Origin of the sequence: Bradyrhizobium sp. URHD0069 (assembly GCF_000701345.1) — a bacterium.
GTDB lineage: Bacteria > Pseudomonadota > Alphaproteobacteria > Rhizobiales > Xanthobacteraceae > Bradyrhizobium.
Genome location: NZ_JNIJ01000005.1, coordinates 164,405 through 187,978, shown reverse-complemented (window position 1 = coordinate 187,978; position 23,574 = coordinate 164,405). Strand labels below are relative to the sequence as shown.

Here is a 23,574-nt window from a genome sequence, read left to right as displayed (position 1 = left end):
CAGTCGTGCCCCGGATACGGCGCGGCGCGCAAGCGGTGCGCGCTGATCCGGGTCGCTGAGGATTGGCCGAGGTGGGTCCGGGACACGATGCACGGCATGGGTTATAGGAACGCTCAGCTCATCAACCACAAACGGACCTCCATGCCTCCTTCTCCGCAAAAAGTCGCACTGGTCACCGGCGCCGCGCGCGGCATCGGCCTTGCGGTGGCGAAACGGTTTCTCGCCGAGGGCTGGCGCGTGGCGCTGCTCGACATCGAAAGCGAGCTGTTATCGACCAGCGTGGAAGCGCTGGCCGCTCCCGGCCATACGATGGGATTGCATTGTGACGTTTCCGATGCAAAGGCGGTTGCGAGCGCAGTCGCCGAAATCGAACGGCGCTTCGGCCGGCTTGATGCCTTGATCAACAACGCCGGTATCGCTGTGTTCGCGCCGCTCCTGGAGACTTCCAACGACGATTGGAGCCGTGTGCTGGCTGTCAATCTCACCGGGCCGTTCCTCTGCACCAAGGCGGCCGCGCCTTTGATGCGCGAACATGGCGGCGGCGCGATCGTTAACATCACCTCGATCTCGGCGGTGCGTGCCTCGACGCTGCGCTCGGCCTACGGCACCAGCAAGGCCGGACTTGCGCATCTTACCAAGCAACTCGCCGTCGAACTGGCGTCGCTCGGCATTCGCGTCAACGGCGTCGCGCCCGGCCCGGTCGAGACCGCGATGGCGAAAGCCGTCCACACCCCGGAGATCCGCGCCGACTATCACGACGCGATCCCGCTCAACCGCTACGGCCTTGAAGAAGAGCTGGCGGAAGCGGTGTTCTTTCTGTGCAGCGACCGATCAAGCTACATCACCGGGCAAATCCTCGCCGTCGATGGCGGCTTCGACGCCGCCGGCATCGGATTGCCGACGCTGCGCGGCCAACGACGGAATTCGTAGGATGGGCTAAAGGCTCCGCGCCGTGCCCACCTTGATCAAAAGGGCGTGCATTGATGGTGGTGGGTTAGCGGAGTTTATCATCCGGCGCGCATGCGCGCGACCCGTTGGCTTGGCCCACCCTACCCTCGCTAAATTGCAACCTTCGCCTACCAGCGCTGATTGACCGCGACGACGCGCCAGCCGTTGGCGAGGCCGGTGTTTCCGGCGCAGTAACGGAACCTTGTCTCACGCACTGCCGTTGACTATTCTTCCGGTCATCGTACCGAGCATTTCCGGCAAGATGGAATCCGGTTTGCCGCAAGGAAATGCTCTACTTAATAGTTCGCGCGTGTTCCGTTCACAACCGGTATCCACTTTGCGGAATACGGCGCCGCGCAAGCATGCGAACGGCCGTCATGAAAAAGATTTTTCTCGCCGCTGTGATCCTGTGCGGTCTGGCTTTGCCGGAGGCGCATGCCGAGATTCGCATCCTCGCCAGCCCGGGCGGAGAGGTCGGCCCGTTCCTCGATCTGTTCGAGCGCGTGCGCGCCTCGCGCGAACGCGTGGTAATCGATGGGCCGTGCCTGTCGGCCTGCACGCTGGTGCTGAGCATGGTCCCGAGGGAACGGATCTGCGTGACGCGCCGCGCGATATTGGGATTTCACGCCGCGCGATCGATCGACAGGCTCGGCCGGATATATGCCGAGCCGGAAGCATCCGAAGTTGTGCTGGAGGCCTATCCCTCCGGGGTGCGCAACTGGATACGCCGCCATGGCGGATTGACGTCGCGGCTGTTGCTGCTGCGCGGGCGCGAGCTCACGGCGATTTATCCCTCCTGCCGATGAGCGCGATCGGCAAAAAGTTGATATCGGTTCTGGGACGAGCGTCTTGGTTTGTCCCGAGATCGCGCTCCAAACGAATAGAGACCGATCAATCTTCCTTCGGACAGTTGACCATCCACGGAATCCCGAACTGATCGACGCACATCCCGAACCCCTTGGCCCAGAAGGTCTGGCTGAACGGCATGTTCACCGTACCGCCCTCGGCCAAGGCCTTGAACTTGCGCTCGCCTTCAGCAGGGTCCTCGAGCGTCAGCGAGACCGCAAAGCCCTGAGGCTGGTGGAAATGGCCGGGAGGAGCGTCGGACGCCATCAGTACCTCGCCGTCGATCGAGAGCTTGGCGTGCATGATCTTCTTCTTCCATTCCGGCGGAACCGGCGTCGATTCCGGCGCGACCTCATGGGTCAGCATCGCTTCGATTTTGGCCCCCAGCACCTTTTCGTAATATTTGAACGCCGCTTCGCAATTGCCGTTGTAGAACAGATAGGGATTCACTTGCATGGCTTGCTCCTCGGGTTGTCGATCAAGACGCGGTATATCTGCCGTTCCCCGGGTGCGGTGCTGCGCGTAGGCCGGTGATGCGGGATCCATTGTGCCGACAGATCATCTCTCAGTAAGCCTCTTCAGGTTGGCGAGCCCGGTTTCAAAATCCTTGCCAATCATGTTGTCCAGATTGATGAACACTTGCATCACCTTGGACATCAAGGGCGCGGGACCATGCATCAGCCATGTGACATTGGTGGCATCACCCTGCGGCAGCATTGTGAATTCGGCGGTATTGTGGCCCTCGAACGGCGTGAAGAAATCGAGTTTGATGACGATTTTCGACGGCGCCGATGCATCGAGAACCTCCATGCGGCCGGAGCCGACATTCTTGTTGCCCTCCCACGCATAGATCGCGCCCTTGCCGCTCTCCGCACCGCTGTAGGTGCGTTTCATCGCAGGATCCTTGTGCTCGTAAGGCGACCAGGTCCCCCATTGATGAAAATCGTTGATCACGGCGAAGATTTTTTCCGGCGGCGCCTTCACCATGGTGGCGCGCCGGACGCTGAACGTATTTGGCTTGATCGCAGCGAGAATGAGTATCATCGCAATCGCGATTGCAAGCACCACGGCGATGATGGCAATGATCTCAAGCATGGCTGGCTCCAAATCCTGTGATTCTCAATGAGGCAAGTCAGCGCCGGTAGGGTATTAGCGTGCGCAAGCTGCCGTCGCGCAACCAGAGCCCGCCCCACACCATCAGCCCCAAATAAAGCCCGAACAGCGTGTGGCTGAACAGCGGACTGCCGATCCGCACATGCGACGCCATTGCCCCGCCGAGATAGCCGGTCAGCAAAATAGCGCCGACGATCGAGGTCGGCGGGATCGCGTAGAGCACGGTGCAAACGATCGTGATGAGCCCCAGGCTGCGCGCCAGCGTTTCGCTCGAACCATAGCCGATCCTGTCCATCGTTTCCGTGACGATCGGCCAAGGCACCAGCTTGATGGCGCCATCGAACAGCATGAACAGAATGACGAGACCGCTGAGAACGCGGCCCAACCAGCGCGCGGGCTTCGAGACCGGCACGGTCTTAGCAATCGTCGACATGGCTTTCTCCCAGGCGGGCTATTTGTTTGCGGTATGCTACGGCTTCAGGTCGGTCGCGGCGCGGAAGCTGCCATCCATGTAGAACGGCACCGAATCGTGCTGGTGCGCGATCTTCCATTGACCGTCGATCTTGCGGAAGCTCAGCGTCTGGCGATACCAGAGCTCGACGTCGTGGCCGCTACTTGATGTGCCGGTCATTAGATTGAGGCTGTGGCTGACACCGAGATCGCCGCTCACGATAATGGTGAGCTCGCGGATTTCAGTGCCGATTGGTCCCCGCCATGTCGCAAACCAGGCATCGTACGTCTTCGCGTCGGTCATGGTCGAGATCAGCGGCGGCGCCAGCGAGAACCGGGTAGAATCGGCGGTAAAACACCGGAGCACCGCTTGCGCGTCTTTGGCGTAGAGCGCCTTAACGTGTTGATCGATCAGGGCGCGGATTTTTGCTTCATGCGTGATTCTGCTGTCATGGCTGTTCATCGCACGTCTCCAAAGGGGTTGGTGATGCACAATCCAAGGACGAACGAGACGGGTGTATTCCGACAGGGCAATCATCACAATTTTCGTCATTGTCCCGGGCTTGTCCCGAGCATGACGGCTTCGGATGTGCTTGCTTCTATTTTCCCGCCTTGGCGCCGCGGGGTTGGCTGTCGCGCATCAGGCGATCGAGATGCATACGGATATGGGCGGCTTCCGCCGAGGTATTGGCCAGCGCGATGGCGCGGTCGAAGGCGACGCGGGCCTCTTCATTGCGGCCGAGCTGCATCAAGAACGCGCCGCGCACGCCGAAGAAATGAAAATAATTCGAAAGCCTCGACGCCAGCGGCTCGATCATCTCCAGTGCGGCCTCGGGCCCGCGCACCTTGGATACCGCAACCGCACGGTTGAGCGTCACCACCGGCGACGGCTGCAGGACTTCGAGCGCGCCATAGAGCAGATCGATCTGCTTCCAGTCGGTGTCATCAGGTTCTGCGGCGCGGGCATGCAATGCGGCGATCGCCGCCTGAATCTGGTAAGGCCCGCTGCGGCGATGCCGCATCGCCTTGTCGATCAGCGCCAGCCCCTCCGTGATCATCTTCTGATTCCACAGCGAACGGTCCTGATCATCGAGCAGGATCACGGCGCCGTCGGCATCGAAGCGCGCCAGCGCGCGGGCGTGCTGCAGCATTAACAGCGCCGTCAGTCCCATGATCTCCGGCTCGCTCTGGAACAGCCGCAGCAACAGTCGCGCCAGGCGGATAGCCTCCTCGCACAATGGCGCGCGGATCTCGGCCGTATCGCCGCTGGCGGAATAGCCCTCGTTGAAAATCAGGTAGATCATCGCGGCCACCGCGGAGAGCCGCTCGGTGCGCTCCACGGCGCCCGGGGTCTCGAACGGCACGTCGGCGTCCGCAACGCGCGCCTTGGCGCGGGTGATGCGCTGCTCCATCGCCGCCTCGGAGACCAGGAACGCGCGGGCAATCTGCTTCACCGTCAACCCCGAGACGATGCGCAGCGCCAGCGCGATCTGCTGCGTCGCCGGCAAATCCGGATGGCAGCAGATGAACAGCAGCCGCAAAATGTCATCGCGATAATGCGAGCCGTCGAGCCGCTCGGCCAGCGCATCCTCGGCATCGTCGAGATCGGAGATCGCCTCGTCCTCGGGCAGCGGCTCCTGTTTGCGGTTACGCCGCACTTCGTCGATCGCGACATTGCGTCCGACCATGATCAGCCACGCCGCGGGATCGCGCGGCGGGCCGTTTTGCGGCCAGCTTTTCAGCGCGCGCAGGCAGGCGTTCTGGAAGGCTTCCTCGGCGGTGTCGAGATTGCGGAAATAGCGCAAGAGCGCGCCGACCGCCTGGGGACGCGCCGAGGTCAGCGCGGCATCGATCCAGGCGGTGTCGGTCACGTCGCAACTCTCCCCGGGTTCAGCACCCCGACGGGGCGAATTTCATAGGCGCCGCCGGGATTGGCCGCCGCGAGATCGCGCGCAACATCGAGCGCGTCGTCGAGATTGTTGCAGTCGACAACGTAAAAGCCGAGCAGCTGCTCTTTGGTTTCCGCGTAGGGACCGTCGATCACGAGGGGCGGATCGTCCTTGCGCAGCGTGGTCGCCGCGGTCGTCGGCAACAGCCGCGCCACCGGGCCGAGCCGGCCCTCCTTGGCCAGCTTGTCCTGCACGACGGCAAGCTTCTTCATCACCGCGGCGTCCTGCTCCTTGGTCCAGGAGCCGACGGTGTCCTCATCGTGGTAGCAAAGGATGGCGTAGAGCATGCGAAGCGGTCCTGTTTGATTGGAAGACGAATGAGTATGCCCGGAGCCGACAGGAATCGGAAATATTTTGCGCGGAAGACGCGGACCGGTAAGGTCGCGCCCGGTTTTGCAAAGATAAGGCGAAAATCTGATGAACAAAGGCGCGCTCGCCCTGCTGGTGCATGGCGGTTCTGAAAATTGGTCTCCCGAACGCTGGAAGGGGCGGTTCGACCATGTCTGCGAAGGCCGGCGCGTTTGGCTTTTGCCCGATGCGGCGTTTGACCCCGCCGAAATCCACTACGCCGCGGTCTGGAAGCCGACGCCAGGCGAGCTCGCGGGATTTCCCAACCTGCGTGTCATTTTCAATTTGGGCGCGGGCGTCGACGCCTTGATGGCTGATTCGACCTTGCCGAAAGTGCCGCTGGTTCGGGTGGCGGTCGGCGATCTCACGGGTCGAATGACGGAATATGTGGTCCTGCATGTGCTGATGCATCATCGGCAAGAACTTTACCTGAGAGCCTGCCAGCGCGAGAAGTGCTGGGAGCCGAGATCTCAATGGCCGGCGAGCGCGATTTCGGTCGGCATCATGGGCCTTGGCACGCTTGGATCAGACGCGGCCGAAGTGCTCAGGCGTATCGGCTTTCGCGTATCGGGCTGGAGCAGAAGCCCCAGACAGACCGAGGGCATCGAGTGCTTTCACGGCAACGCGCAGCTTGACGCGTTTTTGGAACAGACCAACATCCTTGTCTGTCTGCTGCCGCTCACGCCGGATACGCGACACATTTTGAATCGGAAATTATTCGCGAAACTCAATCGCAACAGCCCGATGGGTGCACCGGTCCTGATCAACGCAGGCCGCGGCGGCCTGCAAGACGAAACCGACATTCTGGGATGCCTGGATGACGGCACGCTCGGCGCCGCGTCGCTGGACGTGTTCGCAACAGAACCGCTTCCGGCGGACAGCCCGTTCTGGATGCATCGTAACGTCGTGCTGACGCCGCACAACGCCGCCGATACCGATCCCCACGAAATTTCGAAATACGTCGCCCGCCAGATCGAACGCTTTGAAGCCGGCGGCCCGTTGGAGAACGTCGTCGATCCGGCGCGGGGGTATTAGTCTAGAATATCAAACAGCCAAGGCGCATTGAATATTGAGACCGTCATTGCGAGCCCATGGCTTTGCCCACTCTACGACTGTCATACCCCGCGCATGCGAGGTATCCAGTACGCCGCGAACTCTCGGTTCGATCACAAGCGCCTCGGAATACTGGATCGTCCGCCTTCGCGGACGATGACGGGTGGGAGGTAGCGACGCAGCTGCGCGACCCCGCGGCGCGAGGCGCCCGAGTCGTGCTGGAATTTTTCGCCCAACAGAGGGCGCAGGGAAAGCCGGGTGCCCGCTGCACCCGCAGCCCGTATGCATTGGTAGTAAGCACACGGTAGTCACCACAGGTACCCCGGAACACCCGGCATTCCCTGCGCAATGGTTTTAACGGTTTATGTCGTGCTCTCCCCGGCGACGAATTCGTCTTGTCGGAAGATTTTTGCGCGAGACGAGATAGGTAACCGCCGACATATTTTTAGCGCCGCGACGTTGGTCTGCGGGCAGGCGCGACTTCCGATATCGATCAATATCAGGGCGTCACCGTTGAGTCCGGGACCCGACTTTGCGGACTGCGAATGCCAGAAGGGTCTTTCGTTTGCTCCGAAGAAAGCAACTATTCGGCTCGTCGAGGAGCCACCGTTACGAGGCGGCAGTTAAGTAGTAGGTTGAGTTCGAGCAGCGCTGGTGGGGAGTGCGTCCATGACAAGTCTCGTCGACCAAATGGTAAATCCATTGCAGGTCTTGCTTGACGAGCGCGTGCTGGACCTTCCCGATCGCCTGTTGGATCTGCTGCCGGTCGGCGTCTATGTCTGCGATCAGGCCGGCTTCATCGTCCGCTACAACCGCGCCGCTGCGGAATTGTGGGGTTGTTCCCCGAGGATCGGCGATCCGACGGTTCGTTTTTGCGGCTCCTATCGCCTCTATGGCGTGTCTGGCGATTTGATACCTCACGCGAAATGCCCCATGGGCGACGTGCTCGCGTCCGGCCTGGGGATCCGCGATGAGGAGATCGCAATCGAGCGGCCCGACGGCACGCGCATTGTAGCGATCGTAAATATCGAAGCGATCAAAGACAGGTCCGGCCGCGTCGTCGGGGCGGTAAATGTCTTCCGCGAGAAACCCGAGCCACATGCCGGCCAGCTACGCCTGAACGGACACGGCCGAAACTCCGACGAGCTTCTGCATGCCTTACCCACAGCGGTCTATACCACGGACGCTGCCGGGCACATCACATTCTACAACGCCGCCGCGGCTGACCTTTGGGGGGTACGTCCGGAACTCGGCAAGAGCGAATTCTGCGGCTCGTGGAAGATGTATTGGCCTGACGGCACGCCGTTGCCGCATGACGAATGTCCGATGGCTCTGGCGCTGAAGGAGAAGCGTCCCATCAGAGGCATGGAAGCCATCGCCGAGCGGCCCGATGGCACGCGCGTTCCTTTCATTGCCTATCCGTCGCCGCTTTTCAACGCCTCCGGTGCTCTCATCGGCGCGGTGAACACGCTGGTGGATATCACCGAGCGCTACGAAGCCGAGCAGCGTATTCGCGAAAGCGAAGCCCGTTATCGAGACATCGCCGCTATCGTCGAGTCTTCCGACGATGCCGTCCTGACAAAGGACCTCAACGGCGTCATCACGAGCTGGAATCATGGGGCGGGGCGGCTGTTCGGCTACGCGGCTGAAGAAGTGATCGGCAAGCCGGTCACGATCCTCATTCCAGCAGAGCTGCACGACGAGGAGCCAACCATCCTGGCCCGCATTCGCCGCGGCGAGCGCATCGACCATTACGAAACCACTCGACAACGCAAGGATGGAAGCACCGTCGATATTTCGCTGACAGTGTCGCCGGTCAGAAATCTGCAAGGCGAGATTGTCGGCGCGTCAAAGATCGCCCGCGACGTTACCGAGCGCAGGCGGGCAGAGGAACAGCAGCGCCTGCTGCTCAGGGAGATGGACCACCGCATCAAGAATCTGTTTGCTCTGGCCAGCGGTGTGGTCGCCCTCAGTGCAGGCATGGCAACCACGCCGGAAGAGCTCTCGTCCGCGGTGCGGCGCCGATTGGCGGCACTGGCGCGGGCACACGCACTCACACTGCCGGTGACCTCGGAGGGTGGCAGGCGAATCGAGCCGTCGACAACGCTGCACGCCTTGATCCAGACGATTCTTTTGCCCTACGGAGACCAACCGGGCAGCCACAAAGCGCGGGTCACGATTAGCGGACCTGATATCCAACTCGCGGGCGGCTTGGTGACGACTTTCGCGCTGCTTCTGCATGAATTCGCGACCAATGCCGCCAAGTACGGCGCGCTTTCGACGCCCGCAGGCCACATCGATATTGCCTGTTCCGAGAGCGACGGCCGGTTCGCTTTGACGTGGCAGGAGCGCGGCGGCCCGCGCATCGACAGCCATAGCGATAGCCATAGCGATAGCGATAGCGATAGCGATAGCGAGGGATTTGGCACGATGCTCGCCCGCGCAACGGTGAAGGAGCAATTGCGGGGCGAGATTTCACGCGATTGGAAACCGCAAGGCCTGATAATCCGGCTCTCCGTGGCTAAGGATCGCATCGCTGCCTGATCAACGTGGAAGCCGCCGGTCACCCTCGCCTTTCGTCTGTCCGGATTTGAATACGCGCCGGCGAACCTAAGCGCTGGATCGCGCCCCGCACATCACGTCGATCGCGCCCTTGATGATCGCCTCCAATTCCTTGCGCGGCACCCGCGCACGGGCGCGGATCGCAATGGTGTGGATGGTCGCGGATGCCAGCTGTGCAAGGACCACAGGATCGGCCGATGCCGGCAGCTCGCCCTTCTCCTTGGCGAGGCGGAAGCAGGCGGCGAAGGCCTTGTCGAGTTCGGAAAATCCTTCCAGCACCATGGCGCGGATATCAGGATCGGCCACCGCCTCCGACGCCGCGGTCATCACCGTGAAGCAGCCGCGCGGACCGGCATCGCCGGAGAGGTAGATATCGAGCGCGACCGCAAAGATGCGCTCCAGCCGTTTGCGGATCGGCAGTTCGTCGCTGAAAATGCCGAGCATGGCGGCGCGGGCGTCGGCGCGGTAGCGCTGATAGGCCTTGATGTAGAGCTCGCGCTTGTCGCCGAATGCGCCATAGAGACTCGGCCGGTTCATGCCGGTGGCGGCGCTGAGTTCGTCGAGCGAGGTCGCCGCGAAGCCGCGCTTGCGAAACAGATCGAGCGCGTTGCCGAGCGCGATCTCCGGCTGATAGGCGCGCGGCCGGCCGCGGCGCTTCGGCGCGACGGGTGCCGCCGGCTTCGCCAGCGGCGGCGGGTTTTTGTTCTTTTGTACCATTTCGCAAAAAATTCCTTGACGCGATTTATATTATGCGGAACAGTATGAAAATCAACTCGGTTCGGAAGCGCCGGACCAAACCGCCAAGGAGGTATCCATGGACCTGTATTTCTCGCCGCTCGCCTGCTCGCTCGCGACCCGCATCGCGCTGTATGAGGCCGGCGCTGAGGCCAACTATCTCGAAGTCGATCCGAAGACCAAGGTCGTGCAGAACGACGGCTCGGATTTTCTTCAGGTCAATCCGCTTGGGCTGGTGCCGACGCTGCGCACTGACGACGGGCTGGTTCTCACCGAGAACGCGGCGATCCTGCAATATGTCGCGGATAATTTTCCGCAGGCCGGCGTCGCCACCGGCCCCGGCATGGAGCGCAGCAGGTTGCATCAATGGCTCTGCTTCATCGGCACCGAGCTGCACAAAGGTTTGTTCGTGCCGGTGCTCGACAAGAAAGCGTCGCCCGAGGTCAAGACCTATATCCTCGGCAAGGGCCTGTCACGGCTCGACTATCTCGAGAACTATCTTAGGGACCGTGAATTCCTGCTCGACCATTTCAGCGTCGCTGATGCCTATCTCGTCACCGTCATCAACTGGACCATGGCGACGCCGCCGATCGAACTTGCGAAATGGCCGGCCGTGAAGGCGTATTACGAACGCTTGCGCGCGCGCCCGAGCATCGCAAAAGCGGTCGCCGAGGAGTTCAAGCTGTACCAGGCCGAACTCGCGCGGCACAAGGCGGCGGCGTAAGAGGTCACTCGACCGGTCGTCCCCGCCCTGGTGCGCAATTGCGCACCGGGAGCGGGGACCCGTAACCCGCGGCGTGCGCGATTTAAGCCAGTCGTTGCACACCGCATCTCAATTGAAACTCCTCGGCGTATCGATCCCGGCTCGCGTTCGCTACGCTCACTTGGCCGGGACGACGTTGAGGATGCGGATGCTTCTCAAAACGTACTGTCACCCAACCCGGAACATCCGCCGGCCGTGGGCCCGGCGCGGGCCTGCCAAAGCGGGCGCGTTGCCTGCCGACCAACAACTAGATTTGATCGGCCTTCATCAAAGTCCGCAGCGCCTTCGGAATCGGCTGCGCCCGCCCCTCGCTGATGAAGGCGACGCGCACCTGCGCTTTCACCAGCACGTCCTCGCCGCGCCGCACCTCCTGCGCCAGCGTAATCGAGGCGCCCTTCACCGCGACCGGCCAGGTCACCACCTCGAGCACATCATCCATGCGCGCCGGTTTTAGGTAATCGATGTGCATCGAGCGCACCACGAAGGCGAAGCCGGGCGTCTCCGCCTGCGCTTCCGCAAACAGCGCGTGCTGCTCGGCGCCCATCAGCCGCAGATGATTGGTCCGTCCGCGCTCCATGAAGCGCAGATAGTTAGCGTGATAGACGATGCCGGAAAAATCGGTGTCCTCGTAATAGACGCGGACCTGCATGGTGTGGCGGCCGTCGCGGATCGCGCCGTCGAGATGGATAGCTGTCACTTCCGGCCCCTCGATTGTCCGTGAAGGTCACCGTTTTGCTCAAAATCTCCTGGCACGCAAGCGCAGCCTGCGCCCGTGACCAACTACGATACAACGGGATTTGGTTTGCCGAGTGTCACCAGCACGATCTCGGGCGGGACACCGAGGCGGAACGGCATGATGCTGCAGCCCAAGCCGCCGGAGACGATGACATCGCAATTCTCGCGCATGTGCCCGTACGCGAATTTCTCGCCGTAGCGCGACGGCATCACCGGCGACCACCCGAACAACCGCACCTGGCCGCCATGGGTATGCCCCGAGAGCTGCAATGCCACCCGCGCCGGCACGCGCATCGCGACGTCGGGCTCGTGCGCCAAAAGAACGACCGGCGCATCGTCGGTAACTTTCCCAAGCGTCGCGGCAAGATCATCGACGCCGATATGCTTGATCGGCCGGAACCGCCGCGCCGGAAGATAGGCCAATTGATCGCCGAGCCCGGCAAGCCAGAACGGACGACCGGCCTTGGTCAGGCGCTTTGCATCATTCTCGTACACGGGAATGCCTGCAGCTTCGAGCGCGCGGCGGGCAACGATCAGCCCGTGGCCTTGGCGCTGCACGATCTTGTCATCCCAATAGTCGTGATTGCCGAGGATCGCATGGACGCCAAGCGGGGCCTTCAGGCCGGCAAGCACGGGCGCCCATTCGCTGGCCGGAATGTAGCGCGTGACATGGCGATGGCCGGCCACGTAGTCGCCCAGCATGACGATGATGTCCGAATTGAGCGCATTGGTGCGCTCGACAATCGCCTCGATGCGCTCCAGCGACATCCAGGGATCGCAAGCATGAAGGTCGGCGACGACGGCTATCTTGAGCTGGAAATCGGCGGGCCATTGCGGCGGTGTGAGGTCATAGCGCGCGACGCGAAGCCGCAGCACAGGCTCGACGCCGAACCCGTATGCCGTGGTCGAAGCGCTGAAGGCGCCGAGCCCGGCCAAGAAACGCAAAAACTGGCGGCGTGAAATCATGAAGGGGTTAATCGTGATACATCCCGTTCATGATATGAAATTGAAGCGGAATTACGATGGTTCTTCTTCGCCGCCGAACAATCCGAACTGCGCCGGATCGCGCGCGGGCTCGGCGAGGCCGAGATGGCGGAAGGCGTGCGACGTCAACAGCCGGCCGCGCGGGGTGCGCTGCAGATAGCCGCACTGAATCAAAAACGGCTCGATGATGTCCTCGATGGCGTCGCGCGGCTCGGATAGTGCCGCCGCCATGGTCTCCACGCCCACCGGGCCGCCGCCGTAATTCATCGCGATGGTCGTGAGATAACGCCGGTCCATCGCATCCAGGCCGGCGGCGTCAACCTCCAGCGCGCTCAGCGCATGGTCGGCGATGGCGCGATCGATCGAGGCGGCGTCCGCCGCGGAAGCAAAATCCCGGACCCGCCGCAGCAGCCGTCCGGCGATGCGCGGCGTGCCGCGGGCGCGCCGCGCGATCTCGTTGGCGCCGTCCGGCGTCATGCCGATCTTGAGCACGCGGGCGCCGCGGGTGACGATCTTTTCCAGCTCTTCCTCGGTGTAGAAATTCAGCCGCACCGGAATCCCGAAGCGGTCGCGCAGCGGATTGGTCAATAGCCCCGCGCGCGTGGTCGCGCCGACCAGAGTGAATTTTGCGAGCTCGATCTTGACCGAGCGCGCCGCGGGGCCTTCGCCGATGATGAGATCGAGCTGGAAATCCTCCATCGCCGGATACAGCACTTCCTCGACTGCCGGACTGAGGCGATGGATTTCATCGATGAACAGCACGTCGCGCTCTTCGAGATTGGTCAGCAATGCCGCGAGGTCGCCGGCTTTCGCAATCACAGGCCCGGAGGTGGCGCGGAAGCCGACGCCGAGTTCTCGGGCGACGATCTGCGCCAGCGTGGTCTTGCCGAGTCCGGGCGGGCCGACGAACAGCACATGGTCCAGCGCCTCGCTGCGCTTGCGGGCGGCCTCGATGAAGATCGCAAGGTTGGCGCGCGCCTGCGCCTGGCCGACGAATTCCGCCAGCACTTGCGGGCGCAGCGCGGTGTCGCCGACATCATCGGCGCGACGCTCGGGCGTGACGATGCGGGAGGGCGGATTCACTTCGCCAATTCCTTCAAGCCCAGCCTGATCAACTGCGCAGTCTCCGCCTTCTCACCGGCGCTGCGCGAGGCCGAGGCAATCGCGGCGGCCGCCTGCGGCTGACCGTAGCCGAGATTGACCAGCGCCGAGATCGCATCGGTGACCGGGCGCGGCGCGCGCTGATCGTCGATCGCGCCGGCAAGATGAATCACGGCCGGATCGACATTGGCGAAGGCCGGCGCCTTGTCCTTCAGTTCGGTGACGATGCGCTCGGCGACCTTCGGGCCGACGCCCGGCGTGCGCGACACCGCCGCCTTGTCGCGCAATGCGATGGCGTTGGCGAGTTCGGCCGGCGGCAGCGTGCCGAGCACCGCCAGCGCGACTTTCGCCCCGACGCCCTGCACCGTCTGCAACAGCCGAAACCATTCGCGCTCGATGTCGCTGCGAAAGCCGAACAGTTTTATCTGGTCCTCGCGCACATATGTTTCGATCGACAGCACCGCGGCCTCGCCGGGAGACGGCAGCGCCTGCAGCGTGCGCGCCGAGCAATGCACCTGATAGCCGACGCCGCCGACGTCGAGGATCACAAAATCCTCGCCGTAGCTGTCGATCAGCCCTTTCAGTTTGCCGATCATGCCCCCACCACCTTCAGCCGCAGCGCAGTGCTCGCGCGGTGATGCGCGTGCGTGATGGCGATCGCCAGCGCGTCGGCAGCGTCGGGGGATTTCGGCTCGGCCTTGGGCAAAAGTATCTTCAGCATCACCAGAATCTGGTTCTTGTCGGCGTGGCCGGCCCCGACCACGGTCTTCTTGACCTGGTTCGGGGCGTATTCCGCGACCGATATGCCGAACATTGCCGGCGCCAGCATGGCGACGCCGCGCGCCTGCCCGAGCTTCAGCGTGGCGACACCGTCCTTGTTGACGAACGTCTGCTCAACGGCGGCTTCAGCTGGCTTGAGATCACCGAGTACGGCGGCGAGCCCTTCATGGATCGCCAACAGGCGGCTCGCCAGCGGCAGGCCTTCCGGCGGTTCCACCGATCCGCAAGCGACGAATATCAGCCGATTGCCGTCGATCTCGATCACGCCCCAGCCGGTGCGGCGCAGGCCGGGATCGATGCCAAGGATGCGGACGGGATGGCGAATCGGCTGGGACGTCATGCGGTAGTGATAACGCCGGAGCATCGAGAACGAAACACAAACGGATGTCCTACCCACCACTAGTCGTCATACTCCGCCACCGGGTCTCGCCTTCGGCAAGCCCGATGACAGGCTCCGGCGGGATATCCAGTTCACCCGCCCATCTTGGCGACCAGCGCATCCGAGACTTCGAAATTGGCGTAGACGTTCTGCACGTCGTCATGTTCGTTGAGCTGGTCGATCAGCTTCAACAGTTTCTCGCCGGTCTCGTCGTCCACCGGCACGGTGTTATGCGGTTTCCAGGTCAGTGCCGCCTTGCGGGCTTCGCCGAATTTCGCCTCCAGTGCTTTGGCGACGTCGCGAAAGGTCTCCGGCGAGGCGTAAATCTCGTGGCCATTCTCGCTCGACAACACGTCGTCGGCGCCGGCCTCGATCGCCGCATCCAGCACCGCCTCGTCGGAGGCGACTTTGGCATCGTATTCGATAATGCCGGTACGATCGAACATGAATGCGACCGAGCCGGTTTCGCCGAGATTGCCGCCGGCCTTAGTGAAGTAGGATCGGATATCGGACGCGGCGCGGTTGCGGTTGTCGGTCAGCGCCTCGACGATCACGGCGACGCCGCCGGGGCCGTAACCCTCATAGCGAATCTCGTCGTAATTCTCGCTCTCGGTGCCGCTCGCCTTCTTCACCGCACGCTCGATCGAGTCCTTCGACATGTTTTCCTGGCGCGCGGAAATGATGGCGGCGCGCAAACGCGCATTCATGCTCGGATCGGGCTGGCCCATCTTGGCTGCGACGGTGATTTCCCGCGCCAGCTTGCTGAAGAGTTTCGACTTCTGGGCGTCCTGCCGGCCCTTGCGGTGCATGATGTTCTTGAACTGGGAATGTCCGGCCATGCGGTCTCTCTTGCGGATTCGTCCGGGATGAATTGGTTGGAAAGCGCGGCGTTATAGGCCGCGGTCCCTGCAAAATCAAAGATTGGCGGGGCTTTTCGGTACGGTGGTAGCGCCTGCTGCCTGCGTAAGAGGCAATCGTTAACCATGACTTCACGTCGAAATGCGAGGTTGCGGTTTCATTTCAGCTCCCGAGGGTGCCCCATGGCGTTCGGCCTACTTCGAAGACGTCCGCCAGAAGCGGCTGCGCCAGCCGTCGAAGCGGTGGCGGCGACTCCGATCGTGGCGGCCGATGCTGCTTCCGCTTCGGACAGCGATTCAACCAAGGAGGTCCTCGAACTGCTCGAGCTGGAACTGGGCGCCATGATCCGGCAGCTCGAACGCGCGGCCAATTCGGTCGCCGGCGGGGCCGAGGCAACGGCCGCGACGCTTGCCACGATTCGCCGGCGCACCGACGCGCTGACGGGGCGCACCAGCGCAGCGCAGTCGACCGCGACCACTTTCTCGCAGGCGGCGGACAAATTCACCCATTCGGCGCAAGACATCGGGTCTCAGGTGCGCGACGCCAGCAATCTCGCCGATCAAGCCAGCGCCGCCGCCCATGAAGCGAGCCTCAATGTCGAACGCCTGAGAGAGTCTTCAGCAGCGATCGGCAATGTCGTCAGCCTGATCGCGCAGATCGCCAAACAGACTACGCTTTTGGCGCTCAACTCGACCATCGAGGCGGCGCGGGCCGGCGCCGCCGGGCGCGGCTTTGCCGTCGTCGCCTCCGAGGTCAAGGCGCTCGCGGTGCAGACCCAGAACGCCACCGAAGAAATTACCAAGAAGATCGACGCCTTGCAGAAGGATGCCTCGGGCTCGGTCGACGCGGTGCATCGGATCTCGCAGGCGATCGAAGCGATCCGCCCGGTTTTCGAAAACGTCAATGGCGCAGTGGCGGAGCAGAACGAGATCACCGGCGACATGTCCAATAACGCCGCCTCCGCCTCGCATTTCATCGTCTCGGTCGGCGACAGCGCCGCCGAAATCGACAGCGCGACCAAGGAGGCCGAGGCCCATGGCGAAAGCGTCGCCGAGGCGGGCAAGGCTGTCACCATGTTCGCGCAAAAACTCAAGGCCCGCTGCGCGGTACTGCTGGGCCAGGAAGAGCGCGAACACCAGCGCAAGCGTGAACGGCTGCCGTGCCATCTCAAAATCGAAATTCAGACCGCACGCGGCCTGATCACGGCCCCGGTCTACGAGATTTCCATGGAAGGCGTCCTGATCTGCGGACCGGATGCCGAAAGGCTGCCGTTGAACGAAAGCCTCGACGCCATGCTCGAGAGCGTCGGCGCCTGCAGGATTCGCGTCAGCGAGCATTCCAAGACAGGCGCGCAAGCACGGTTCTACGCGCCGGATGCCGCATTAAGCGAAAAAATCGAAGACAAGCTGTGGTCGATCCACGACGAGAACACCGAATTCGTCACCCGCGCGATGGAAGCCGGCACCGCGCTGACCAAAATTTTCGAAAATGCGGTAGCGAGCGGCGCCATCTCCATCGACGACATGTTCGACACCGATTTCGTCGAGATCGCGGGCACCAACCCGGTTCAGTACCGCACCCGGATTCTGGACTGGGCGGATCGCGCGCTGCCTCCGTTCCAGGAAGCCTTCCTCACCAAGGACCCGCGTATGGTGTTCTGCGTCATGATCGACCGCAACGGCTACCTGCCGGTGCACAACAAGATCTACTCGCATCCGCAACGGCCCGGCGATGTCGTCTGGAATACCGCCAACAGCCGCAACCGCCGCATCTTCAATGACACAGCCGGCCTCGCCGCCGGCCGCAATTTGCGCTCCTATCTGATCCAGAGCTACGCCCGCGATATGGGCAACGGCAAAACCATCATGATGCGCGAGATCGACGTGCCGATCCGCGTCAATGGCCGGCACTGGGGCGGATTCCGCACGGCGTACAAGCTGTAGCTCCACAGCCGGCCCGCGCACCCGCCGCAACGGCGAACCGCTGCTAGCTCGTCCAAAACCCCGGCAGCGTCGGCTCCAGCCGGCCGCCGGTGCGCACCGGCGCGATCCGCAGCGCCAGCCCGGTTGCATCATCGGTCTCGACCGCAACGCCGCTCAGGGTGGCGGCGCCAAGGGCCGGTTCGAACCGCGCGGAAGGAATGCCCGACGTGAAACGCCGCAGCGGCTCTTCCTTCTGCATGCCGATGATAGAGTCATAATCGCCGGTCATGCCGGCGTCGGTCATGTAGGCGGTGCCATTGGCGAGGATCTGATGATCAGCGGTCGGCACATGGGTATGCGTGCCGACAACGAGACTGGCGCGGCCGTCGCAGAAAAAGCCGATACCCTGCTTTTCGCTGGAGGCCTCGCAATGGAAATCGACCACGATGGCGTCGGCAGCGGTACGCAGCGGACAGGCTTCGAGTTCGCCGTTGATGACGGCGAATGGATCGTCGAACGGTGTCATGAAGACGCGACCGATGGCATTGATGACCAGCGCGCGCATGCCGTTCTTGGTGTCGATCAACGCCGTACCGCGACCGGGCGTGCCCTTCGGAAAATTTGCCGGGCGAACGAGCCGCGGCGCGCGCTCGATGAATACCAGCGCCTCGCGCTGATCCCATGCATGGTTGCCGAGCGTGATGGCATCGGCGCCGGCATCGATGAATTCCTGATAGATCGCCTCGGTGATGCCGAAGCCGCCGGCAGCGTTTTCGCCATTGACGATGACGAGATCGAGCGCCCAGTCGCGGATCATACCGGGCAAATACTCTGAAATGGCGGCGCGCCCGGCCCTGCCGACCACGTCACCGACGAAAAGAATGCGCAAAGCTATGAACTCCGGAAATCGAGCATTTGTGCTTCCGTTAGCACATAATCCAGCGCCACGTCGTGTATCAAAGCCGGCACAGTTTTGACTTCCTGCACGGCGAAGGCGAGACCGATAGCCGTGATGTCCCTTGATTTGCGCAATTGCCCAAGGGTGCGGTCGTAGTGTCCGGCACCGTAGCCGATACGGTGGCCCAAGCGGTCGAATGCCGCCAGCGGCACCAGCACAATCTCAGGAATGATTTCGGCGGCCGCGGGCGACGGCTCGAGGATGCCGAGCGGTCCGCGCAGCAGTCTGTCGTCAGGTGACCACACGCGAAATCTGAGCGACTGACCGCGCGCTGTGATGACGGGCAACGCCAGCCGCGCGCCCTGCGCTGCGAGCTTGCGCATCAATGGAGCCGGATCGATCTCGCTGCGGATCGGCGAATAGCCGGCGACAACGGTGGCGGGCTTGATTTCAATCGGCAGTCCGCGCGCCGCGATGGCCTGCGCCGCACACTCGCGGTGCTCGCCGCTCAACGCATCGCGCGCCGTCAGCGCGGCGGTGCGCAAATCAGCTTTCGACGAACTCGCAGGGATAACGGACATGCGATGTTATTTTCCGCTGTCATCCGCTTCGCGCTCATCACCCGCTACCGGATGATGACAGCGAAGCCGCGGCATACTGGATACTCGCTGGAGCCTGTCATCGGGCTCGCCGAAAGGCGAGACCCGGTGGCGGAGTATGACGGCTGGGCCGGAGGGACGGACACCAATGAAAACTCGGCAGAAACAAAAGTGCGAAGCCGCAATGGCCGTTGGAGCACTCGATCCCGGAGTTCCCTACGAAAGTAGGTGGGCACCATATGACCGGATCCACGGACCCGGCCAGGGACAGTTCCCTGAAGGATCGATAAGGCCCCGGGGATATATGGCTCCTGACGCGCGACACAGCTTCGCGCAGTCAATGTAACCACGATGGCGTCAAACCGCCAGCGTTAACGCGGGCGATGGTCAACCAATCGCCACACCGCCGCCGACGGTGCGATTGAGCACCTGGGTGGTCTTCTCGATGCGTTCGGCGGCGGAGTTGAGTGCATTGGCGACTGCGGTCTGCGTCGCCCTGGCGCGATCCGCCGCCGCCGTGCGGACGTCGCGCAATGCATCGAGTTCCTCTTCAAGGACGCGGATGCGATTACTGGCGTCGAGCAATTCGTCGCACACCGTCAGCGCCGCCATCACGGTCAGGCGTGCATCACCGATCTCGCCGAATTTGCCGCGCAGATTCTGGATCCGCGATTCGAGGTTCTCGGCAAGCTTTAACAGCCGAGCTTCCTGCCCCTCCTCGCAGGCCATCCGATATTGCCGGCCGTTGATGGTAACGTTGATGTGGTTCATGAACTGTCTCCGGCATCAAGTACGGAGCGGATGGTGCCGATCGCCGCATCCAGCCGTTCGGCGATTTCGCGATTGGCGCGTTCCAGTCGGCGCGATTTCACGAGAGATCCGTCGAGTTCGTCGGCGAGCCGCGATCGATCTGCGCCGAGCGCCTGAATCCGGATCGCCAGCTCATTCTCGTCACGGTCGGCTTCGTGCCGCCGTTCGACCGCGCTTTCCAATGCGTCGAGCGCCGCCATCAGCCGCCGTGTTGCGGCGTCGAGATCGACTGAAGCCGACTCGGCATTGCCGGAACTGTTGGCGGGACGATCGCTCATGACAGACAGCGCGCACCTTCCGTGAGCCTGCCGCACGGCAAAATCCGCGGTTCGGCAAGCGTTTAGGCGATGAAATTTACGTGGCAAGCGAGGCGAGCGCAACGCCGCTATGAAGCTATGCACCGCAAAGCAACTTTTCGGCCCTGCCGGGCGTTACACTGCCTTGGACTCCGGGAATACAGATGCTATCCAGCCCTGACTTCCCGTTGCCACTAGGCGTGTACCGAGGCAACGCCCACCGGGCGGATCGCCACCAAGCATCTCATTTCAGGCGGATTTTCATCATGACGCGCGTTGATCACTCCCGTATGGCCAATGCGATCCGTGGGCTGGCGATGGATGCCGTCGAGAAGGCGAAATCCGGCCATCCCGGCCTGCCGATGGGCGCCGCCGACATGGCCACCGTGCTGTTCACGCAATTTTTGAAATTCGACGCCGCCGACCCACGATGGCCGGATCGTGATCGCTTCATTCTGTCGGCCGGGCACGGCTCGATGCTGCTGTATGCACTGCTGTATCTCACCGGCAATACAGACATGACGCTCGAGCAGATCAAGCATTTCCGCCAGCTCGGCTCCAAAACCCCCGGACATCCCGAGAATTTTCTCACCTCGGGTATCGAGACCACGACCGGCCCGCTGGGTCAGGGCGTCGCCTCGTCGGTCGGTACGGCATTGGCCGAGCGGCTGCTCGCGGCCGAATTCGGCGAGGATATCGTCGATCACTACACCTATGTGCTGTGTTCCGACGGCGACCTGATGGAAGGCGTCAGCCACGAAGCGCTCGCGCTCGCGGGACACCTGAAGCTATCGAAGCTGATCTTCCTCTACGACGACAACGGCATCACCATCGACGGCCCGATCTCGTTGACCGACAATGTCGACCAGGTGGCCCGCTTCAAGGCCCATGGCTGGAACGCGGTGCAGATCGACGGACATGATCAGAAAGCCATCGCCGCGGCGATCAAGCAGGCGCAGGCCTCCGACCGTCCCTCAATGATCGCGTGCAAGACCACCATCGGGTTCGGCGCGCCGACCAAAGCGGGTACGTCGAAGGCTCACGGCGAACCGCTCGGCGCCGAAGAACTCGCGGGTGCAAAGAAGGCGTTGGGATGGAATTATGGGCCGTTCGAGGTCCCCGATGACGTGCTGCAGGCATGGCGCAACGTCGGCAAACAAGGTGCCAGCGCGCATGCCGACTGGCGTAGCCGCTTCGACGCCAAGCCCGACGCGTTACGCAATGAATTCGTGCGGCGCGTGATCGATCGCAAGCGCCCGAAAGGTCTCGCCGACGCCATCCGCAAGCTCAAGGACAAGCTCGTCGCCGATCCGCCGACGGTCGCCACCCGCAAGGCAAGCGAGATGGCGCTCGATGTGCTGGTCCCCGAGATGCCGGAATTGCTGCTCGGCTCGGCCGATCTCACGCCATCCAACAACACGCGCACCAAGGGTTTGAAGGAAATAGAGCCGGGCGATTTCAGCGGCCGCTACATCCATTACGGCATTCGCGAGATGGGTATGGCAGCGGCGATGAATGGCATTTCCACGCATGGCGGCTTTGCACCGGCGGGCGGCACCTTCCTGTGTTTTACCGATTATGCGCGGCCCTCGATGCGGATCGCCGCGCTGTCCCACGTGCCGGTGGTCTACATCATGACCCACGATTCGATCGGGCTTGGCGAAGACGGCCCCACGCATCAGCCGGTGGAGCACCTCGCGGCACTCCGCGCGATGCCGAATATGCGGGTATTCCGCCCGGCGGACGCGGTGGAGACCGCCGAATGCTGGCAACTGGCGCTCGAAAACACCACCGGTCCGACGGTGCTGGCGCTGTCGCGCCAAAACCTGACGCCGGTCCGCACCGTCGCCAACGCGGATAATCTGTGCAGTCACGGCGCCTATGAATTGGTAGCCGCGAAAGGCGAGGCCAAGGTTTCGCTGTATGCGTCGGGCTCGGAGATCGAAATCGCCGTCGCTGCGCAGAAGGAACTTGCCGGCCGCGGCATCGCGACGCGGGTGGTGTCGGTGCCCTCGCTCGAATTGCTGCTGGCGCAACCGGCGGAGCGGCGCAATGCGATCGTCGGCACGGCGCCGATCAAAATCGCGATCGAAGCCGCGGTCCGGTTCGGCTGGGATGCGGTTATCGGACCGGAGGGCGAATTTATCGGCATGCACAGTTTCGGCGCCAGTGCGCCCGCCAAGGACCTTTTCAAACACTTTGGAATTACCGCGGAGGCAGCGGTTAAAGCGGCGCTGAAGCGGTTGGGCTGACGGTTGAGATTGCCCCAAAAAAGCGCTACCTAACCGTCATATGATCCGTTCTCGCCCGGCCGAACCGGGCGATCCGCAGCAAGCATTTCCGCGGGACGACAGCGTCGCCGGCGGGGATGGCATCAGCTATTAGAGGAGAGACACGAAATGGCAGTCCGGGTCGCAATCAACGGATTTGGCCGCATTGGCCGCAATGTGCTCCGGGCTATCGCCGAGTCGGGCCGCAGCGATATCGAGGTGGTCGGCATCAACGACCTCGGCCCGGTCGAGAGCAATGCCCATTTGCTGCGCTTCGATTCAGTCCACGGCCGCTTCCCCGGGATTGTGACGGTCGACGGCGACTCGATCAGCCTCGGCAACGGCAAGATCAAGGTCTCCGCCGAACGCGATCCTTCCAGGCTTCCGTGGAAAGACCTCGGCGTCGATATCGCGCTGGAATGCACCGGCATCTTCACCGCAAGGGACAAGGCGGCCGCGCATCTGACCGCCGGCGCCAAGCGCGTGCTGGTATCCGCGCCCGCCGACAACGCCGATGCGACCATCGTCTACGGCGTCAACCACGACAAATTAACCAAGGATCACACGGTCGTTTCCAACGGCTCCTGCACCACCAACTGTCTGGCGCCGATTGCGAAAGTCTTGAACGACACGGTCGGCATCGAGACCGGTTTTATGACGACGATCCACGCCTATACCGGCGATCAGCCGACGCTCGATACCTTGCACAAGGACCTCTATCGCGGCCGCGCCGCGGCGATGTCGATGATTCCGACCTCGACCGGTGCGGCCAAGGCGATCGGACTGGTGCTGCCGGAATTGCAGGGCAAGCTCGACGGCGTCGCGATCCGCGTGCCGACGCCGAACGTCTCGGTGGTCGATCTCAAGATCGTAGCTTCGCGAAAAACCACCAAGGAAGAAATCAACGAGGCGATGAAGCGCGCTTCGGAGCAGCAGCTCAAGGGCATCCTCGGCTACACCACCGCGCCCAACGTCTCGATCGACTTCAACCACGATCCGCATTCCTCGACGTTCCACATGGATCAGACCAAAGTGCAGAACGGCACGCTGGTGCGCGTGATGTCGTGGTACGACAATGAATGGGGTTTCTCCAACCGGATGGCGGATACCGCCGTGGCGATGGGGAAGCTCCTCTAATTTTAATTTTGTAACCTCATGGTTCGAGAAGCGCGCTG

The 23,574-nt window shown here is 62.7% G+C and carries 25 protein-coding genes, 1 other RNA gene and 1 pseudogene; 9 read left to right on the top strand and 18 right to left on the bottom strand.

What is annotated here, in order from left to right; all coding sequences use genetic code 11:
• Positions 1-141: 141 nt before the first annotated feature.
• Together N554_RS0100925 and N554_RS0100920 are read left to right on the top strand one after the other, a co-directional pair.
• On the top strand, positions 142-930 hold the full coding sequence (locus N554_RS0100925) for an SDR family NAD(P)-dependent oxidoreductase (protein ID WP_029581748.1): 789 nt from the start codon (positions 142-144) through the stop codon (positions 928-930).
• A gap of 395 nt (positions 931-1,325) precedes the next feature.
• Complete coding sequence (locus N554_RS0100920; protein WP_156041709.1) at positions 1,326-1,754, top strand: hypothetical protein; 429 nt, start codon at positions 1,326-1,328, stop codon at positions 1,752-1,754.
• An 85-nt stretch (positions 1,755-1,839) separates the two neighbouring features.
• On the opposite strand, the gene N554_RS0100915 is transcribed toward N554_RS0100920, so the two are convergent.
• The 6 genes from N554_RS0100915 to N554_RS0100890 form a co-directional block, all read right to left on the bottom strand.
• The gene (locus N554_RS0100915) at positions 1,840-2,250 is read right to left on the bottom strand and encodes a VOC family protein (protein ID WP_029581746.1); all 411 of its coding nucleotides are present in this window, start codon (positions 2,248-2,250) and stop codon (positions 1,840-1,842) included.
• A 102-nt stretch (positions 2,251-2,352) separates the two neighbouring features.
• Positions 2,353-2,889 carry an SRPBCC family protein gene (locus N554_RS0100910; RefSeq protein ID WP_029581745.1) on the bottom strand — a complete coding sequence of 179 codons (537 nt, stop codon included), beginning with the start codon at positions 2,887-2,889 and terminating at the stop codon, positions 2,353-2,355.
• A gap of 37 nt (positions 2,890-2,926) precedes the next feature.
• Complete coding sequence (locus tag N554_RS0100905) at positions 2,927-3,340, bottom strand: DoxX family protein (RefSeq protein WP_029581744.1); 414 nt, start codon at positions 3,338-3,340, stop codon at positions 2,927-2,929.
• A 36-nt stretch (positions 3,341-3,376) separates the two neighbouring features.
• Positions 3,377-3,820: a YybH family protein gene (locus N554_RS0100900; RefSeq protein ID WP_029581743.1), complete on the bottom strand. Its 444-nt coding sequence runs from the start codon at positions 3,818-3,820 to the stop codon at positions 3,377-3,379.
• A 136-nt stretch (positions 3,821-3,956) separates the two neighbouring features.
• Entirely contained in the window at positions 3,957-5,228 is a 1,272-nt protein-coding gene (locus N554_RS0100895; RefSeq protein ID WP_029581742.1) for an RNA polymerase sigma factor, read from the bottom strand.
• On the bottom strand, positions 5,225-5,593 hold the full coding sequence (locus N554_RS0100890; RefSeq protein WP_029581741.1) for a YciI family protein: 369 nt from the start codon (positions 5,591-5,593) through the stop codon (positions 5,225-5,227). Before N554_RS0100890 ends, N554_RS0100895 begins: the two co-directional genes overlap by 4 nt.
• 130 nt (positions 5,594-5,723) lie before the next feature.
• Between N554_RS0100890 and N554_RS0100885 the strand changes: the two genes are divergently transcribed.
• The 3 genes and pseudogenes from N554_RS0100885 to N554_RS0100880 all read left to right on the top strand — a co-directional run bounded on the left by N554_RS0100885 (position 5,724) and on the right by N554_RS0100880 (position 9,251).
• Positions 5,724-6,689: a 2-hydroxyacid dehydrogenase gene (locus N554_RS0100885; protein ID WP_029581740.1), complete on the top strand. Its 966-nt coding sequence runs from the start codon at positions 5,724-5,726 to the stop codon at positions 6,687-6,689.
• Between the two features lie 687 nt (positions 6,690-7,376).
• Positions 7,377-7,730: pseudogene (locus N554_RS42840) on the top strand (PAS domain-containing protein); the annotation flags it as partial.
• Between the two features lie 12 nt (positions 7,731-7,742).
• Positions 7,743-9,251: a PAS domain S-box protein gene (locus tag N554_RS0100880; RefSeq protein WP_371259445.1), complete on the top strand. Its 1,509-nt coding sequence runs from the start codon at positions 7,743-7,745 to the stop codon at positions 9,249-9,251.
• A 66-nt stretch (positions 9,252-9,317) separates the two neighbouring features.
• Here N554_RS0100880 and N554_RS0100875 read toward each other — a convergent pair whose 3' ends face one another.
• Positions 9,318-9,986: a TetR/AcrR family transcriptional regulator gene (locus tag N554_RS0100875; RefSeq protein WP_029581738.1), complete on the bottom strand. Its 669-nt coding sequence runs from the start codon at positions 9,984-9,986 to the stop codon at positions 9,318-9,320.
• 97 nt (positions 9,987-10,083) lie between these two features.
• Here N554_RS0100875 and N554_RS0100870 point away from each other — a divergent pair, with 97 nt between their 5' ends.
• Complete coding sequence (locus tag N554_RS0100870; RefSeq protein WP_029581737.1) at positions 10,084-10,728, top strand: glutathione binding-like protein; 645 nt, start codon at positions 10,084-10,086, stop codon at positions 10,726-10,728.
• A gap of 286 nt (positions 10,729-11,014) precedes the next feature.
• Here N554_RS0100870 and ybgC read toward each other — a convergent pair whose 3' ends face one another.
• From ybgC to N554_RS0100840, 6 genes are all read right to left on the bottom strand, one after another.
• Positions 11,015-11,464 carry a tol-pal system-associated acyl-CoA thioesterase gene (gene ybgC, locus N554_RS0100865; RefSeq protein ID WP_029581736.1) on the bottom strand — a complete coding sequence of 150 codons (450 nt, stop codon included), beginning with the start codon at positions 11,462-11,464 and terminating at the stop codon, positions 11,015-11,017.
• An 83-nt stretch (positions 11,465-11,547) separates the two neighbouring features.
• Positions 11,548-12,468 (bottom strand): metallophosphoesterase, encoded by a 921-nt coding sequence (locus N554_RS0100860; protein WP_029581735.1) that lies wholly within the window; start codon positions 12,466-12,468, stop codon positions 11,548-11,550.
• 51 nt (positions 12,469-12,519) lie between these two features.
• Entirely contained in the window at positions 12,520-13,569 is a 1,050-nt protein-coding gene (gene ruvB, locus N554_RS0100855) for a Holliday junction branch migration DNA helicase RuvB (protein WP_029581734.1), read from the bottom strand.
• Positions 13,566-14,183, bottom strand: coding sequence for a Holliday junction branch migration protein RuvA (gene ruvA / locus N554_RS0100850; RefSeq protein WP_029581733.1), 618 nt, complete (start codon positions 14,181-14,183; stop codon positions 13,566-13,568). The genes ruvB and ruvA overlap by 4 nt, the downstream gene beginning before the upstream one ends.
• Positions 14,180-14,707: a crossover junction endodeoxyribonuclease RuvC gene (gene ruvC / locus N554_RS0100845; protein ID WP_029581732.1), complete on the bottom strand. Its 528-nt coding sequence runs from the start codon at positions 14,705-14,707 to the stop codon at positions 14,180-14,182. Before ruvC ends, ruvA begins: the two co-directional genes overlap by 4 nt.
• Before the next feature lie 131 nt (positions 14,708-14,838).
• Positions 14,839-15,585 (bottom strand): YebC/PmpR family DNA-binding transcriptional regulator, encoded by a 747-nt coding sequence (locus N554_RS0100840; protein ID WP_029581731.1) that lies wholly within the window; start codon positions 15,583-15,585, stop codon positions 14,839-14,841.
• Between the two features lie 201 nt (positions 15,586-15,786).
• Between N554_RS0100840 and N554_RS0100835 the strand changes: the two genes are divergently transcribed.
• A complete protein-coding gene (locus N554_RS0100835; RefSeq protein ID WP_029581730.1) occupies positions 15,787-17,547 on the top strand; it encodes a methyl-accepting chemotaxis protein in 1,761 nt (586 codons plus the stop codon).
• A 43-nt stretch (positions 17,548-17,590) separates the two neighbouring features.
• Here N554_RS0100835 and N554_RS0100830 read toward each other — a convergent pair whose 3' ends face one another.
• The 5 genes from N554_RS0100830 to N554_RS0100815 all read right to left on the bottom strand — a co-directional run bounded on the left by N554_RS0100830 (position 17,591) and on the right by N554_RS0100815 (position 20,111).
• Positions 17,591-18,415: a TIGR00282 family metallophosphoesterase gene (locus tag N554_RS0100830; RefSeq protein WP_029581729.1), complete on the bottom strand. Its 825-nt coding sequence runs from the start codon at positions 18,413-18,415 to the stop codon at positions 17,591-17,593.
• A 2-nt stretch (positions 18,416-18,417) separates the two neighbouring features.
• Complete coding sequence (locus tag N554_RS0100825) at positions 18,418-19,005, bottom strand: 5-formyltetrahydrofolate cyclo-ligase (RefSeq protein ID WP_029581728.1); 588 nt, start codon at positions 19,003-19,005, stop codon at positions 18,418-18,420.
• A 190-nt stretch (positions 19,006-19,195) separates the two neighbouring features.
• Positions 19,196-19,356: non-coding RNA, 6S RNA (gene ssrS, locus N554_RS37760), on the bottom strand.
• Between the two features lie 54 nt (positions 19,357-19,410).
• Complete coding sequence (locus N554_RS0100820; RefSeq protein WP_029581727.1) at positions 19,411-19,794, bottom strand: cell division protein ZapA; 384 nt, start codon at positions 19,792-19,794, stop codon at positions 19,411-19,413.
• Complete coding sequence (locus N554_RS0100815) at positions 19,791-20,111, bottom strand: DUF4164 domain-containing protein (protein WP_029581726.1); 321 nt, start codon at positions 20,109-20,111, stop codon at positions 19,791-19,793. The genes N554_RS0100820 and N554_RS0100815 overlap by 4 nt, the downstream gene beginning before the upstream one ends.
• A 284-nt stretch (positions 20,112-20,395) precedes the next feature.
• Here N554_RS0100815 and tkt point away from each other — a divergent pair, with 284 nt between their 5' ends.
• Together tkt and gap are read left to right on the top strand one after the other, a co-directional pair.
• The gene (tkt, locus tag N554_RS0100810) at positions 20,396-22,381 is read left to right on the top strand and encodes a transketolase (protein ID WP_029581725.1); all 1,986 of its coding nucleotides are present in this window, start codon (positions 20,396-20,398) and stop codon (positions 22,379-22,381) included.
• A gap of 147 nt (positions 22,382-22,528) precedes the next feature.
• On the top strand, positions 22,529-23,536 hold the full coding sequence (gene gap, locus N554_RS0100800) for a type I glyceraldehyde-3-phosphate dehydrogenase (protein WP_029581724.1): 1,008 nt from the start codon (positions 22,529-22,531) through the stop codon (positions 23,534-23,536).
• The last annotated feature ends 38 nt before the right edge of the window (positions 23,537-23,574 follow it).